This is a genomic window from Actinoplanes cyaneus (assembly GCF_016862095.1).
Taxonomy (GTDB): Bacteria; Actinomycetota; Actinomycetes; order Mycobacteriales; family Micromonosporaceae; genus Actinoplanes; species Actinoplanes cyaneus.
On sequence record NZ_BOMH01000072.1, the window covers coordinates 44,712 to 59,339 of the forward strand.

Annotated in this window: 13 protein-coding genes; 2 read left to right on the forward strand and 11 right to left on the reverse strand. The window is 72.4% G+C overall.

All coding sequences use genetic code 11. From position 1 onward, the window contains the following. Positions 1–10: 10 nt before the first annotated feature. From era to Acy02nite_RS40170, 7 genes are all read right to left on the reverse strand, one after another. Complete coding sequence (gene era / locus Acy02nite_RS40140; protein WP_203753871.1) at positions 11–907, reverse strand: GTPase Era; 897 nt, start codon at positions 905–907, stop codon at positions 11–13. A gap of 815 nt (positions 908–1,722) precedes the next feature. Then, entirely contained in the window at positions 1,723–2,106 is a 384-nt protein-coding gene (locus Acy02nite_RS40145) for a cytidine deaminase-like protein (RefSeq protein ID WP_203753712.1), read from the reverse strand. After that, positions 2,099–3,415, reverse strand: coding sequence for a hemolysin family protein (locus Acy02nite_RS40150; protein WP_425548236.1), 1,317 nt, complete (start codon positions 3,413–3,415; stop codon positions 2,099–2,101). Before Acy02nite_RS40150 ends, Acy02nite_RS40145 begins: the two co-directional genes overlap by 8 nt. A 32-nt stretch (positions 3,416–3,447) precedes the next feature. Beyond that, the gene (gene ybeY, locus Acy02nite_RS40155) at positions 3,448–3,918 is read right to left on the reverse strand and encodes an rRNA maturation RNase YbeY (RefSeq protein ID WP_203753716.1); all 471 of its coding nucleotides are present in this window, start codon (positions 3,916–3,918) and stop codon (positions 3,448–3,450) included. Positions 3,919–3,942: 24 nt separating this feature from the next. Beyond that, positions 3,943–5,013 (reverse strand): PhoH family protein, encoded by a 1,071-nt coding sequence (locus tag Acy02nite_RS40160; protein ID WP_203753718.1) that lies wholly within the window; start codon positions 5,011–5,013, stop codon positions 3,943–3,945. A 233-nt stretch (positions 5,014–5,246) separates the two neighbouring features. After that, entirely contained in the window at positions 5,247–6,620 is a 1,374-nt protein-coding gene (locus tag Acy02nite_RS40165; RefSeq protein WP_203753720.1) for a serine hydrolase domain-containing protein, read from the reverse strand. Then, the gene (locus Acy02nite_RS40170) at positions 6,617–6,970 is read right to left on the reverse strand and encodes an HIT domain-containing protein (RefSeq protein WP_203753725.1); all 354 of its coding nucleotides are present in this window, start codon (positions 6,968–6,970) and stop codon (positions 6,617–6,619) included. Before Acy02nite_RS40170 ends, Acy02nite_RS40165 begins: the two co-directional genes overlap by 4 nt. A gap of 78 nt (positions 6,971–7,048) precedes the next feature. Here Acy02nite_RS40170 and Acy02nite_RS40175 point away from each other — a divergent pair, with 78 nt between their 5' ends. Continuing rightward, on the forward strand, positions 7,049–9,403 hold the full coding sequence (locus Acy02nite_RS40175; RefSeq protein ID WP_203753728.1) for a beta-glucosidase family protein: 2,355 nt from the start codon (positions 7,049–7,051) through the stop codon (positions 9,401–9,403). A 45-nt stretch (positions 9,404–9,448) separates the two neighbouring features. On the opposite strand, the gene Acy02nite_RS40180 is transcribed toward Acy02nite_RS40175, so the two are convergent. After that, positions 9,449–10,183 (reverse strand): 16S rRNA (uracil(1498)-N(3))-methyltransferase, encoded by a 735-nt coding sequence (locus tag Acy02nite_RS40180; protein WP_203753731.1) that lies wholly within the window; start codon positions 10,181–10,183, stop codon positions 9,449–9,451. 71 nt (positions 10,184–10,254) lie between these two features. Further along, positions 10,255–11,367 (reverse strand): epoxide hydrolase family protein, encoded by a 1,113-nt coding sequence (locus Acy02nite_RS40185; protein ID WP_203753734.1) that lies wholly within the window; start codon positions 11,365–11,367, stop codon positions 10,255–10,257. Between the two features lie 101 nt (positions 11,368–11,468). Between Acy02nite_RS40185 and Acy02nite_RS40190 the strand changes: the two genes are divergently transcribed. Next, positions 11,469–12,077 carry a TetR/AcrR family transcriptional regulator gene (locus Acy02nite_RS40190; protein ID WP_203753737.1) on the forward strand — a complete coding sequence of 203 codons (609 nt, stop codon included), beginning with the start codon at positions 11,469–11,471 and terminating at the stop codon, positions 12,075–12,077. Positions 12,078–12,329: 252 nt separating this feature from the next. Here the strand turns inward: Acy02nite_RS40190 and dnaJ are convergent, their stop codons facing one another. Together dnaJ and hrcA are read right to left on the reverse strand one after the other, a co-directional pair. Beyond that, positions 12,330–13,469: a molecular chaperone DnaJ gene (gene dnaJ, locus Acy02nite_RS40195; RefSeq protein ID WP_203753740.1), complete on the reverse strand. Its 1,140-nt coding sequence runs from the start codon at positions 13,467–13,469 to the stop codon at positions 12,330–12,332. 34 nt (positions 13,470–13,503) lie between these two features. Continuing rightward, positions 13,504–14,526: a heat-inducible transcriptional repressor HrcA gene (gene hrcA, locus Acy02nite_RS40200; RefSeq protein WP_203753743.1), complete on the reverse strand. Its 1,023-nt coding sequence runs from the start codon at positions 14,524–14,526 to the stop codon at positions 13,504–13,506. Between the last annotated feature and the right edge of the window lie 102 nt (positions 14,527–14,628).

A 14,628-nucleotide genomic window follows, 5' to 3' on the forward strand; every position in this document is an offset into this window, starting at 1 on the left:
TACTTTCGAGTTAGAAGCCGAGCTTGCGGAGCTGCTTGGGATCCCGCTGCCACTCCTTGGCGACCCGGACGTGCAGATCCAGGTACACCTTCTTGCCCAGAAGCTGCTCGATCTCCACCCGCGAGCGGGAGCCGACCTCCTTCAGGCGGGCGCCACGCGTCCCGATCACGATCGACTTCTGACTGTCCCGCTCCACGTAGATGTCCGCGAAGATCCGGGTCAGGTTGCCCTCGACCAGCATCTCCTCGACGATCACCGCGATCGAGTGCGGCAGCTCGTCACGCACACCCTCCAGCGCGGCCTCGCGGATCAGCTCGCCGATCAGCACCTGCTCCGGCTCGTCGGTCAGCACGTCGTCCGGGTAGAGCTGCGGCGACTCCGGCATGTGCCGCACCATCGCGTCGATCAGGTTCTCCACCTGGTGCCCGGAGACGGCGCTGACCGGGATGATCTCGGCGAAGTCGTAGAGCTCGGCGACGGCCAGCAGACGCTGCGCCAGAGTCGCCGGGTCGACCAGGTCGACCTTCGTCACCACCGCGATCACCTTGGCCTTGAGCGCGCTGACCTCGGCCGAGATGAACCGGTCGCCGCGCCCCACCGGCTCGTCGGCCGGGAAGCACACCCCGATCACGTCGACCTCGCTCCACACCTCGCGGACCAGGTCGTTCAACCGCTCGCCGAGCAGTGTCCGGGGGCGGTGCAGACCGGGCGTGTCGACCAGCACGAGCTGGGAGTCCGCCCGGTGCAGGATGCCCCTGATCACGTGCCGGGTGGTCTGTGGCTTGTTCGAGGTGATCGCGATCTTCTGGCCGATGATCGCGTTGGTCAGGGTCGACTTGCCGGCGTTCGGCCGCCCGACGAAACAGGCGAAACCGGCCCGGTAGACGCCGTCCTCCTGGCGCTCCACCGTGGCGGCCTTGTGCTTGCGGACCCGTGGCTTCCGCTCCGGCCGCACCGCCGTCGCCTCGTCCCGCCCCGGCACGACAGCCGGAACCACCCGCTCCTCGCCCCGATCGGCTCCCGCACGGTTCGCCGCCGGGGGCCGCCTCGTCGTACCGGAGGGATCGGCGGCACGAGCGGTGCGCGAACCGGCCGCGCCCCGCTCCCCGGACGGGCCGCCACGCGCCCCACCCGGCTTGTGCGCTCGCGGACTCGCGCCCTGCTGCTCGACTCGGCGGGCCGCGCGGCGCTCCTGGCGCTTCAGCTCGTTGCGCTCCCCCGCGGTGAGCCGCCGCTCGGCAGAGGGGGCGGCGGGAGTGCCGGGCCGGTCTGCCGACGCGCGACGACCCTCCCCGGACGCCGGGCGACGATCGCCCGACACGGGACGACGGTCACCGGGCGCCGGACGACGGTCACCGGGCGCCGGACGACGGTCACCGGACGCGGGGCGACGGTCACCGGACGTCGACCGGGGGTCACCGGACGCGGGGCTCCAGTCCCCTGATCCGGGGCGCCAGTTCCCCGACGAGGGCCGGCGCTCTCCCGGAGCCGGGCGGCGGTCGCCCGACGCGGGGCGGCGATCCCCCTGGACCGGGCGACGGTCACCGGACACGGGACGACGTTCTCCCGGGGCCGGGCGACGGTCACCGGAACGGCGCTCGCCCGCGGTAGGACGGCGCTCGCCGGACTGCGGGCGACGCTCGCCCGACTGCGGGCGGCGCTCGCCCGACTGCGGGCGGCGCTCGCCCGACTGCGGGCGGCGCTCCTCGGGCTGGTCGGCGCTCACGCGACGACCGTGCCGAGCAGCGTCCCGGACGGGCCCGCGACGTGGATCGCGGCGTCGGCGGCCAGGTCGCGGACCGCGGCGTGACCGGCGCCGTCCAGCGCCGAACCCTCGGTCACCACCGCGGCGGCCTCGATCTTCGTGGCGCCGGAGGCCGCGGCCTGGGCCACGGCCAGCTGCAACGCGGTCACGGTCAGGCTGGGCAGCGCCACCGAGGCGGCCGCGTACGTGCGACCGTCCTGGTCGCGAACCGCGGCGCCCTCGGCCGCGCCGGCCCGGGCACGCGAACTGCGGGCCAGGGTGACCAGCTTGGCATCCTCGGCGCTCAGCGCGGCGTCACCGGCGCTCGGCACGGTGACAGCGGCAAACGACTGCTCAGGCATCAGCGGGAAGTCTTTCCTCGTTCTCGGCTACGTTTTCATCGTTGTCGTCGGGCGGCGCCGGCTCGGCCCGGCGCACCAGCACCGAGTCGATCCGATTCCGCCGGCCGGTGGTGCCCTCGGCGATCAGGTGCAGGCCGCCGACATCCGCCTGGGCGCCCGGGATCGGCACCCGGCCCAGCGTCTGCGCGAGCAGGCCGCCCACCGTCTCCACCTCGTCGGCCGGCAGCTCGACGCCGAACACGTCGCCCAGGTCCTCGATCGGCAGGCGGGCGGCGACCCGGACCGCGCCGTCCTCCAGGTGCTCGATCGGGGGGCGCTCCACGTCGTACTCGTCGGTGATCTCGCCGACGATCTCCTCGAGGATGTCCTCGATGGTGACCAGGCCGGCGGTCCCACCGTACTCATCCACCACGATCACCAGGTGGTTGCGGGCCGCCTGCATCTCGGAGAGCAGGTCGTCGACCGGTTTCGACTCCGGCACGAACTGTGCCGGGCGCATCGCGTCGGCCACCGCCTGCGCGGTCACCGCCGGATCGCCGCTCTGCGTCCGCCGGATCACGTCCTTCAGGTAGAGCACGCCCAGCACGTCGTCGACACTCTCGCCGATCACCGGGATCCGCGAGAAACCCGACCGCAGGAACAGGTAGAGCGCTTGCTGCAGGGTCTTCGGCGCCTCGATCCACACCATCTCGGTGCGCGGCACCATCACCTCGCGGGCGATCGTGTCACCCAGCGCGAAGACGGAGTGGATCATCTCGCGCTCGCCGTGCTCGACGACGCCGCGCTGCTCGGCCAGGTCGACCAGCTCACGCAGCTCCACCTGACTGCCGAACGGGCCCTCCGGGAAACCCCGGCCCGGGGTCACCGCGTTACCGATCAGGATCAGCAGGGAGGCCAGCGGGTTCAGCACCCGGCCCAGCCAGCGGACCAGCGGGGCGGCGGCACGACCCACCGCGTACGCGTGCTGGCGCCCCAGCGTCCGCGGAGCGACCCCGACCACGACGAAGCTGATCAGCGTCATGGCGCCGGCGGTGATCAGGGCGGCGGGCCAGCCCACGCCCCAGGTGTCCACCGCGACCAGCGCCACGAGCGTCGTGGCGGAGAGCTCGCAGAGCAGCCGGAGCAGGAGCAGCAGATTGACGTAGCGCACCACGTCGGAGGCGACCGCGGCCAGCGCGCCCGCGCCCCGCTGCCCCTCACGCTCGAGCTCACCGGCACGGGCCGCGGAGACCGTGGCCAGCGCGGCGTCGGTCATCGAGGCGAGACCGGCCAGCAGGACCAGCCCGACCGCGAAGAGGATCAGTTGCAGGTCCGGAAGGCCGGCCGAGGCGGGGTCCACGATCAGCCGGCTTTGCGCCCGGCGCGCCAGCTCTGCAGCAACTTCGCCTGCAGAGCGAACATCTCGCGCTCCTCCTCCGGCTCGGCATGGTCATAGCCGAGCAGGTGCAGGGCGCCGTGCACGGTGAGCAGGTGCAGCTCGTCGGCGGCGGAGTGCCCGGCGGCGACCGCCTGCTTCGCGGCCACCTCCGGTGCCAGCACGATGTCACCCAGCAACGCCGGCTCGCCGGCGCCGGACTCGCCCGGCCCGTGGTCGACGCTGCCCTCGTCCATCGGGAAGGCGAGCACGTCGGTGGGCCCGTCGCTGCCCATCCACCGGTGGTTCAGCTCGGCCATGTAGTCGATGTCGACCAGGAGGACGGACAGCTCGGCGAGCGGGTTGACCCCCATCTCTTCGAGGGCGTGCCGGGCAACCGCGAGGATCGCGTCGGTGTCGACCTCGACTCCCGACTCGTTGGCGATCTCGATGGACATAGTGCTGCGATTACCCCTTGCGAATCAGCGCCGGCGCTGAGCCCGGCCGTTGGCGGCCCGGCCCGGCACGGCATGAACGGAATTTGCTGCCTGCTCCTGCTCGGCGTCGAACCGCGCGTAGGCGTCCACGATCTCCGCGACCAGCCGGTGCCGCACCACGTCGGAGCTGGACAGCTCGGCGAAGTGCACGTCCTCGACGTCGCGCAGGATCTCGCGGACCACCTTGAGCCCGCTGCTGGTGCCACCCGGCAGGTCGACCTGGGTCACGTCGCCGGTCACCACGATCTTCGCCCCGAACCCGAGCCGGGTCAGGAACATCTTCATCTGCTCGGGCGTGGTGTTCTGCGCCTCGTCCAGAATGATGAACGCGTCGTTGAGGGTCCGGCCCCGCATGTAGGCCAGCGGCGCGACCTCGATCGTCCCGGCTGCCATGAGGCGCGGGATCGACTCGGGGTCGAGCATGTCGTGCAGGGCGTCGTAGAGCGGCCGCAGGTACGGGTCGATCTTCTCGGTGAGCGTGCCGGGCAGGAAGCCCAGCCGCTCGCCGGCCTCGACCGCCGGCCGGGTCAGGATGATCCGGCTGATCTGCTTGGCCTGCAGCGCCTGCACGGCCTTGGCCATGGCGAGATACGTCTTACCGGTGCCGGCGGGGCCGATCCCGAAGACGATCGTGTTCTCGTCGATGGCGTCGACGTAGTGTTTCTGCCCCAGCGTCTTGGGCCGGATGGTGCGGCCCCGCCGGGACAGGATGTTCAGCGTCAGCACCTCGGCGGGACGCTCGGAGGTGTTCTCCTCGAGCATCCGCAGGGTGCGGCGAACGGCGTCCACGCTGAGCGTCTCGCCCTTCTCGATGAGCTCGATGAGCTCGGAGAAGAGACGCTCGGCGGTGGCGTTGTCGCCTGGCTCACCGGTGATGGTGATCTCGTTGCCCCGCACGTGCACGTCACTGGTGACCGTGCGCTCGATGAGGCGGAGGATCTCGTCCTTGGCGCCGAGCAGGTTCACCATGATCTTCGGGTCGGACACCGAGATCTTGGTCTGCGCCCGCACCGGGCTGGACGAGCCCGTGCTGGAAGGGTTCGGCGTACCGGTCATAGGGCGGCCCTGGGGGCCTCCGCCACCTGCTCTCGTTCTAGGCGTCGTCCCGCCGGGCCGGCTAAGGCTGTCGGGGCGGCGTGCTCAAGGATCGTGCCATCCTATCCGCTCCCCCGCGGGCCTGCCGATGCCATTATCGGCAGGCCGTTCCACAGATCACCCCCGGGGCCTTTCCAGCCGGCCTCCGGCCAGGAAGAAGGCCGGTCGCCGGCCAGGGAGATCAGGCCGGAAGATCAGCCCGGCCCGTCCGACGCGAGGCCGCCGTCGAAGCCCTCCTGCCGGCGGGTGAACCGATAGGTCGCCCAGTGCATGCGGACCACCGCGCCCGACTCGTCCCGGGTGAGCCGGAGCAACTCACCCACCTCGCGCCCGGATGCCGTACGCAAGATGTCCTGATTGTCGGGAAGCGGCCGGAAGGTCGCCGGGGGCCGATCCGCCGGCGCTTCCGCCGCGCGGGCCTGCAGGCGCCCGTCGTGCCAGGCGAAGACGAACTCGGACCCCTCGCTCCACCAGCGGCCCAGCACCGACCGGTAGGCGGCCGGCGCGGGCGCGGCCACCCGCCACGGCTGGATCTCGGCCGGGTCGGTCTCGACGGCGAGCCGCAACAGCTCGTGGACCAGCTCGTTGGTCTGCCCCGCGGTGCCGGACGAGCCCAGCACGGCGCAGCCCAGCCCGCCCGGGTTGCCCTCGCCACCACGCCGGCCGTAGACGGCGGCCAGGAAGCCCGGCATGGCGCCGTCGTGGCCGACGTGCACGACCCGGCCGCCCTCCGGCTGGAGGATCAGGCCGAGACCGAAACCGGCCGCCCAGAGCGACTCGTCGGTGGTGGTCAGCGGCCAGCGCATCTCATCGAGCGTGGCCGGGTCGAGGACCTTGTTGCCGGGCCGCGGGTCGGTCAGGAACGCGGCCCACGCCGCCATGTCGGAGGCGGTGCTCCAGAGCTGCGCGGCCGGCGCCACGCCGCCGAGGTCGACCGGCGGCTCGGGGCGGGCGGCGTCGGAGTACGCGTCCACCAGGTAACCCACCACCGCCTCGTCCGGCCGGTCGACGGTGGTGTGCTCGAGCCCCAGCGGCCCGAGGATGCGCTCGGCGAGGATCTCGGCCCACGTCCCGCCGCGCAGCTTCGCGACGAGTTGTCCGAGAACGGCCAGTCCCAGATTGGAGTAGTGGTAGCGCCGCGCGTTGGGCAGCACCCGCTCGGCCCGGTCCAGCTCGGCGAGCAGCCGGCCGGCGTCCGGGGCGATCAGCGTGTCCCACACGTCGCCGTGCGGCTCCCGCTGGTAACCCGCGGTGTGCGAGAGCAGCCGCCGGATCGTGGCGTCGCCGTGCGCCGGCACGTCGAGGTGGCGCGAGACCGGCTGGTCCAGGTCGAGCAGCCCGTCGTCGCGGGCCTGCATGACCAGCACCGCGGTGAACGTCTTGGTGACCGAGCCGATCCGGAACCGGCTGGCCGGCCCGAGCGGGCGCCGCGGGTCACCGGAGTCGCCGACGGTGAGGACCCACGGGTCGCGGTCGGTGCGCAGCAGGGCGACGCTGAGCGCGGGGATCCGCCCGTCGGCCTGCGCCCGGCGGACGGCGCGTTCGTAGCGTGGGTGTGCCGTGCTCACTTGCCGGCCAGCATCGGGCCGAGCGGAGCACCGCCGACGACGTGCGCGTGCACGTGGAAGACCTCCTGGCCGCCGTTGCGACCGGTGTTGAAGATGACCCGGAAGCCGTCCCCGGTCAGGCCCTCGGCCTCGGCGACGGCGGCCGCGGCGGCCAGCAGGTCGGCGGCGGCGGACGGGTTCGCCTCGGCGAGCACGGCCACGTCGGCGTAGTGCTCGACCGGGATCACCAGGACGTGGGTCGGCGCCTTCGGGTCGATGTCGCGGAAGGCCAGGGTGGTCTCGGTGCGGTGCACGACGGTCGCGGGGATCTCGCCGGCGACGATGCGGCAGAACAGGCAGGTGTTGTCCACCTGTCGGATCTTATGCGGGCCGGATGTGGGTTTGAATGGGTCGCAGAAGGTTCCACCCACTGCCGGGAGCGCTCTCACATGACCGACTTCGATCACTTACTCGGCCAACTCTCCTTGGACGAGAAGGTGTCCCTGCTGACCGGGCAGGACTTCTGGTCGCTGCCCGCCATCCCGCGCATCGGCCTGCGTTCACTGGTCATGTCCGACGGGCCGGTCGGCGTCCGGGGCACCGGCTGGGCGCCCGACGATCCGTCGATCGCCCTGCCCAGCCCGACCGCGCTCGCCGCCTCCTGGGACCCGGAGCTGGCCGCCGAGGCGGGCCGGCTGCTCGGCCAGGAGGCCCGCCGCAAGGGCGTGCACGTGGTGCTCGGCCCGACCGTCAACCTGCACCGCACCCCGCTCAACGGCAGGCACTTCGAGTGCTACTCGGAGGACCCGCTGCTCACCGCGGAGATCGCTGTCGGTTTCGTGCGCGGCGTGCAGGAGCTCGGGGTCGGCACCACGGTCAAGCACCTGGTCGGGAACGACTTCGAGACCGAACGGATGACGGTCGACGTCACGATCGGGGAACGGGCGCTGCGCGAGCTCTACCTGGCGCCGTTCGAGCGGGTCGCGCAGGCCGGCGGGTGGGGCGTGATGAGCGCGTACAACGGGGTCAACGGCACGTCGATGGCGCAGAACGGCCGCCTCCAGAAGGAGATCCTCAAGGACGAGTGGGGCTTCGACGGGGTGGTCGTCTCCGACTGGCGGGCCGCCCGGGACACCGTGGGCGCCGCGCTCGGCGGGCTCGACATCGCCATGCCGGCGATGGACAACCCGTGGGGGGCGAAACTCGCGGAGGCGGTCCGGTCCGGGGCCGTTCCGATCGAGGTCATCGACGACAAGGTACGGCGGGTGCTGCGCCTCGCCGCCCGGGTCGGCGCGCTGGGCGACGCGCCGGCGCCGTCCTTCACCGAGGTCGACGGCGACGCGGTCGCGCACCGGGTCGCGTCCCGCTCGTTCGTCCTCGCCCGCAACACCGGGGTGCTGCCGCTGGAGGAGAAGGAGCAGCTGCGGATCGCCGTGATCGGGGCGCTCGCGCAGGATGCCCGGGTGCTCGGCGGCGGCAGCGCCCAGGTCGCCCCGCCGCACGTGCTCTCCCCGCTGGACGGGATCCGGGCGGCCGGCTTCGCCGAGGTGCAGTACGCCGTCGGGGCCGACCCCCGCCCGTTCCTGCCCGCCGCTCAGGGCCCGGGCTGGTCCGGCTTCCACGTCGATCTCGGCGCGTACCGGTTCGAGGTGCCCACGGCCGCCGTCCGCTGGCTCGGCGACCCGCCCGGCGGCCTGCCCGTCGACGACATCACGGTCCTGGAGCTGACCACGACGTACACCCCGGACGTCGCGGGTGAGCACGTCTTCGCGATCTCCGGCTTCGGCGCGTTCGAGCTGACCGTCGGCGACCAGAAGCTCTACCAGGGCTCGCTGCACCCGCCCGGCACCGGGCGCGCCGACCTGCTGCTGCACCCGCGCGAGCAGCGGTTCACGATCACCCTGCCGGCCGGCGAGCCCGTCGGGATCACCCTGCGGCAGAGCTTCGAGCCGGGTACGGCGCACTCGGCCGCCACCACGCTGGGCCACCGCGCGCCCGGCCCGGACGAGGAGGGACTGATCGCCGAGGCGGTCGCCCTCGCGGCACGCTGCGACGTGGCAGTGGTCGTCGTCGGCACCACCGAGCAGGTCGAGTCGGAGGGCTTCGACCGCACGTCGCTGGCCCTGCCCGGCCGGCAGGACGAGCTGGTGGCCCGGGTCGCTGCGGTCAACCCGAGGACCGTGGTGGTGGTCAACGCCGGAGCGCCGGTGCTGCTGCCGTGGTCCGAGGACGTCGCCGCGGTGCTGCTCACCTGGTTCCCCGGGCAGGAGGCAGGCGCCGCGCTGGCCGCCGTGCTGACCGGCGCCGAGGAGCCGGGCGGGCGTCTCCCGACCACGTGGCCGCGCCGTGCGGAGGACTGCCCGGTCCTGGAGGTGACACCACGGGACGGCTCGTTGTCGTACGGCGAAGGGATATTCATCGGTTATCGCGGGTGGCGGCGCGAGCCGCTCTACGCGTTCGGCTCCGGCCTGGGCTACACGACCTGGACCTACGACCGGATGTCGGTGACCGCCGGCGAGGCCGTCGTGACGCTGACCAACACCGGGTGGCGCGCCGGGCGGGAGGTCGTGCAGATCTACCTGTCCGCGGCACAGCCCGGGCCGGTCGAGCGCCCGGAACGCTGGCTCGCCGGATTCGCGTCGGTCGAGGCGGTGCCCGGCGAGACGGTCAGTGTGCGGATCCCGCTGCCCGAACGCGCGTTCCAGGTCTGGGACGACGGCTGGCGCACGGTGCCCGGTGGATACGAGGTCATCGCCGCGCACGCCTACGACGACATCCGGCGGACCGTCGACATCGAACGATAGGCGCCGGCGACGACGCGGCGGCCCCGGTCACCTCGGCCGGGGCCGTTACCAGCGGTGGAGGCGGGCCGAGAGGACCGACAGCGCCGCCACCCCCGCGGTCGAGGTGCGCAGGACGGCACTGCCCAGCCGGACCGGGATCGCCCCGGCGTCCCGGAAGGCGGTCACCTCGGCGTCACTGATGCCGCCCTCGGGGCCGACGACCAGCACGATCTCACCGGCGCCGGGCAGCGTGACCGCGGTCAGCCGCTCGGTGGCCTCCTCGTGCAGCACGAACGCCGCGGAGGCCTCGGCGAGCCGGGCCGCGACCTGCTTGGTGGAACAGTCCGGATCCCCGGCGACCCGGGGCAGCCACGACCGGCGGGCCTGTTTCGCGGCTTCCCGGGCGGTCGCCGCCCACTTGTCGCGCGCCTTGAACCCCCGGTCGCCGCGCCACTGGGCCACCGACCGCGACGCGGCCCACGGCACGATCTCGTCGACACCGGTCTCGGTCATCGCCTGCACGGCCAGTTCACCCCGGTCACCCTTGGCGATTCCCTGCACCACGACGAGGCGCGGGTCCGCCGCCGGCTCCTGGATGCGCTCGCCCACCGCGACGTCCACGCTGCCCTTGCCGACCGCCACGACCTCGCCGTGCGCGATGCCACCCCGGCCGTCCGCGAGGATCAGCGCCTCGCCGGCCCGCAGCCGCTGCACGGTGGCGGCATGATGCCCCTCCGGCCCGTCCAGCGTGAACGTGGACCCGGTGGGCAGGCTCTCGACCAGAAACAGCGGCGCTGACACCCCCGCACGCTACCGCGAGCCCCCCGGCACAGGCTCCGCCCGATCACCGCCGGGCGCCACCCGCCGCCGGTTCAGGAGCGGAAGAACGCCGTGACGTCGTCGGAGAAGAGCTTGGGCTGCTCGGCGGAGAGGAAGTTGCCGCCGGCCGGCAGCTCCGTCCAGTGCGTCACCGGCGCCTCCCGCTCCGCGAACCGCCGCACGGTGATGTCCGTTACGCCCAGGGCCACCCCGAGCGGAACGGTCGACTTCTCCTTGGGCGCCCAGGCGGACGGGTCGTGGGCCGACTCCCAGTACGTGGTGGCGGACGAGCCGGCCGTGCCGGTGAACCAGTACAGACTGACGTTGGTGAGCAGCAGGTCCAGCCCGACCGCGTCCTCGGGCAGGGCCGACGCCGGGTCGGTCCACTCCTGGAACTTCTCGACGATCCAGGCGAGCTGGCCGACCGGCGAGTCGTGCAACCCGAAGGCGAGGGTCTGCGGCCTGGTCGACTGGATCGCGGCGAACCCCATCCGGTCGTCGCGGAACTCCTGCAGGCGGCGCAGCCGCTCCTGCTCGGCGTCGGTGAGCCCCTCGAACTCGGCCGGGTCGCCGGACGGGAACGTGATGTGCCCGTTGACGTGCACGCCGATCACCCGGTCGGGCGCCTGCCGGCCCATCTCGACGGCGATCCAGGCGCCGCCGCCGGTGCCCTGGACGCCGTAGCGCTCGAAGCCCAGGCGGGCCATGAGCTCGGTGAGCGCGGCGGCGCTGCGCGCGGTGCTCCAGCCCGGTGCGGTGAGCGGGCCGGAGAAACCGACGCCCGGGTTGCTGACGAGCACCAGGTGGAAGTGCTCCCGCAGCGCCTCGACCACCGGCAGGTAGAGCGCGAACGAGCCGGGCCAGTCGTGGCTGATCAGCAGCGGGACGGCGGCCGGATCGGCCGAGCGGACGTGCGCGAAGTGCAGGGTCTGCCCGTCGACCTCGGTCAGGAACTGGGGCAGCTCGTTGAGCCGCGCCTCGGCGGCCCGCCAGTCGAACTCCTCGGCCCAGTGGGTGGCGAGCCCGCGCAGGTAGTCCACCGGGACGCCGCGGGACCAGCCCTGGCCCGGGATCTCCGGCGTCCAGCGGGTACGGCGGAGCCGGTCGCGCAGGTCGTCCAGCTCGCCCTGGGGCACGTCGATGCGGAAGGGGCGGATCTCGGCCATGTCCTGCTCCTCGGAGTGGAACGGAATGCTTCGTTCCGTTCCAATGTAGCACCGGCGACCGTGGAACGGAATACTTCGTTCCGATCCGCTAGGCTGCACCCATGAAGAGGCCCGGACGTGGTGAGCAGGCTGTCCGCAACAACGAGGCGATCCTGACCGCGGCCCGGGAGATCTTCCTGGCCGATCCCCGGGCGCCGGTCGCCGCCGTCGCCGAGCGGGCCAAGGTCGGCATCGGCGCGCTCTACCGGCGCTATCCGAGCAAGGAGGAGCTGCTGCGCACGATCTGCCACGACGGGCTGCGCACGTTCATCGCGGAAGCCGAGCGGGCCGGCCCGGAGCCGGACGACTGGGTCGCGTTCGCGACGTTCCTGCGCGGGGTCGTCCGGGCCGACGTGCACTCGCTGACCGTGCACCTGGCCGGCACGTTCACGCCGACCGAGCAGATGCACGCCGACGCGGTGCTGGCGTCCGAGCTGGCCGGGCGGCTGGTCGAGCGGGGCCGGCCGCACCTGCGGGCGGAGATCGGCCCGGCGGACGTGACGCTGCTGCTGGAGATGTGCGCGGCGGTGCGGGTGCCGGACGCCGCCCGGACCGCTGAGCTGCGCGAACGATGCCTCACCATCCTGCTGGACGGGCTGCGCGCCGATGGACCGCTGCCCGGCCCGCCGCCGACCGCGGCGGAACTCAACTGGCGCTGGCCGAAAGCCTGACCACCCGCCGTCAGCCGACGGCGGTCATCAAGGCCGGGACTCCGTCAAGGGTCTCCGGAACCACCCGCGCAGATCGCCCCGGAGGGTTTCGCGCTCGGGGCCGGCCACGGCCCTGCGAAGCCCTCCGGGGTCCCGGCGGGAGCGGCGGCCGGGACCACGCCGGGCGCACGACATGAAGAATTCGATCGTGATCCTGGAACGGGAACGCAGAAGGGCGGCGAGAAAACCCGCCGCCCTTCTGACCGAAGACGATCAGTGACCGTTGAACGCGTCCCGCATCCGGGAGAAGAAGCCACCCTGCTTGCTCAGCTCGGCGACATCCTCCCCGCGGGTCTTCGCGAAGTCCCGCAGCATCCGCTCCTGGTCCGCGGTGAGCTTGGTCGGCGTCTTCACGTCCAGGTGGACGAAGAGCTCGCCACGCCCCTGACCACGCAGGTGCGGCACGCCCTTGCCGCGGATGCGCAACGTGCTGGCGGGCTGCGTGCCGGGCTTGACCTCGATGTTCTCTTCGCCGTCGAGCGTCTTGATGGTCATCCGGGTGCCGAGCGCGGCGGCCGTCATCGGCAGCGTGACCCGGCAGTGGAGATCGTCGCCCTTGCGCGAGTAGACGTCGTGCGGCCGCTCGTGGATCTCCACGTAGAGGTCACCGGCGGTGCCGCCGCCCGGGCCGACCTCGCCCTGCTGGGCCAGGCGGATGCGCATGCCGTCCTCGACCCCGGCCGGGATCTTGACCGTCAATGATCGGCGGGTACGGATGCGGCCGTCACCGGCACAGGTCGGGCACGGGCTCGGGATGATCGTGCCGTGGCCCTGGCAGTTCTGGCAGGGGCGGGACGAGACGACCTGGCCCAGGAACGTGCGCTGCACCGACTGCACCTCGCCGCGGCCGCCGCAGACCTCGCAGGTGGCCAGGTGGGTGCCGGGCGCGGTGCCGGCCCCGGAGCACTGGGTGCAGAGCACCGCGGTGTCGACGGTGATCGGCGCCTCGACGCCGAACGCGGTCTCCACCAGGTCGAGCTCGAGTCGCAGGATGGCGTCGGCGCCGGGACGGGTCCGCGGGCGCGGGCCACGGCTGCCGCCGCCGGCCGCGGTGCCGAAGAACGCGTCCATGATGTCCTGGAAGCCGACGAACGGGCCGGCCCCGCCGGGACCGCCACCGGGCGCGCCGCCGCCGGGCGCGAGCGGGTCACCGCCCAGGTCGACGATCTGCCGCTTCTGGTCGTCGGACAGGACCTCGTACGCCGCGTTGATGTCCTTGAACTTCTCGTGCGCCTCCGGATCGGGGTTGACGTCCGGATGGTACTGCCGAGCCAGTTTGCGGTAGGCGCGCTTGATCTCGTCGTCGGTGGCTTCCCGGCTCACGCCGAGAATTCCGTAGTAGTCCTTGGCCACGGGGTTTGGAGTCCTCAATGTCTGCGCGGATCCGTCAATTCTGTGCCAACAGGTCGCCAACGTAGCGTGCCACTGCACGAACAGTAGCGATCGTGCCGGGGTAGTCCATCCGGGTCGGCCCGAGCACGCCGAGCCCACCAACGATCGTCGCACCCGGCCCGTAACCCGTGCTGACCACGGACGCCGACCGGAGGTTGTCGATCTCGTTCTCGTCGCCGATCAGCACCCGGGTGGTGCTGGGCTCGAGGTCGCCGATCAGTTTGAGCAGGATGACCTCCTCCTCCAGCGCTTCGAGAACGGGACGCAGCGTGCCCTGGAAGTCCAGCACACCGCCGCGGGTCAGGTTGGCCGTCCCGGCGAGTGCGAGGCGCTCCTCACTCCGCTCGACCAGCGTCTCCAGCAGCACGGTGGCGAGGCACACCATGTCACCGCGGCGCTCGGGGGCGCACTCCTCGACGAGTTTCTCCACCAGGGGCGGGGCGTCCGCGAGCTTCTGACCGGCCAGTTTCTCGTTGACCCGGCGCCGCAGATCCCACACGTCGCCCTCCGGGACGGGGGCCGGCATCTCGACCAGGCGCTGCTCGACCCGGCCGGTGTCGGTGATCATGACGAGCATCAGCCGGGTGGTGGAGATCGGCACGAGCTCCAGGTGGCGGACCGCGGAGCGGGACAGGCTCGGATACTGCACCACCGCGACCTGGCGGGTCAGGGTGGCGAGCAGGCGGACCGTGCGATGCACCACATCGTCGAGGTCGACGACGCCCACCATGAAGCGCTCGATCGCCCGGCGCTCGGCCGGGCTGAGCGGCTTGATCCTGGTCAGGCGGTCGACGAAGAGCCGGTAACCGGCGTCGGTGGGCACCCGGCCAGCACTGGTGTGCGGCTGCCGGATGTAGCCCTCCTCCTCCAGCACGGCCATGTCGTTGCGGACCGTCGCGGAGGAGACGCCCAGTTGATGACGCTCGACCAGGGCTTTGCTGCCGACCGGCTCGCGCGTCTTCACATAGTCCTCGACGATCGCCCGCAGCACTTCGAGCTTGCGGTCATCCAGACTCATCTGACCCCTCCCCCCGGATCGCGGCTCCTGGCACTCGCACGGACAGAGTGCCAGTCTACGTCGCCGCTGGCTGGAGCGCGATGATCGAAAGGACGGGAGGCC

What these genes read in the sequence shown, in the direction of transcription:
- Acy02nite_RS40190 (WP_203753737.1), top strand. Translation starts at nt 11,469, where the DNA reads ATGAAGAGGCCCGGACGTGGTGAGCAGGCTGTCCGCAACAACGAGGCG.
- hrcA (WP_203753743.1), bottom strand. Translation starts at nt 14,526, where the DNA reads ATGAGTCTGGATGACCGCAAGCTCGAAGTGCTGCGGGCGATCGTCGAG.
- Acy02nite_RS40160 (WP_203753718.1), bottom strand. Translation starts at nt 5,013, where the DNA reads ATGACCGGTACGCCGAACCCTTCCAGCACGGGCTCGTCCAGCCCGGTG.
- ybeY (WP_203753716.1), bottom strand. Translation starts at nt 3,918, where the DNA reads ATGTCCATCGAGATCGCCAACGAGTCGGGAGTCGAGGTCGACACCGAC.
- Acy02nite_RS40145 (WP_203753712.1), bottom strand. Translation starts at nt 2,106, where the DNA reads ATGCCTGAGCAGTCGTTTGCCGCTGTCACCGTGCCGAGCGCCGGTGAC.
- Acy02nite_RS40175 (WP_203753728.1), top strand. Translation starts at nt 7,049, where the DNA reads ATGACCGACTTCGATCACTTACTCGGCCAACTCTCCTTGGACGAGAAG.
- Acy02nite_RS40185 (WP_203753734.1), bottom strand. Translation starts at nt 11,367, where the DNA reads ATGGCCGAGATCCGCCCCTTCCGCATCGACGTGCCCCAGGGCGAGCTG.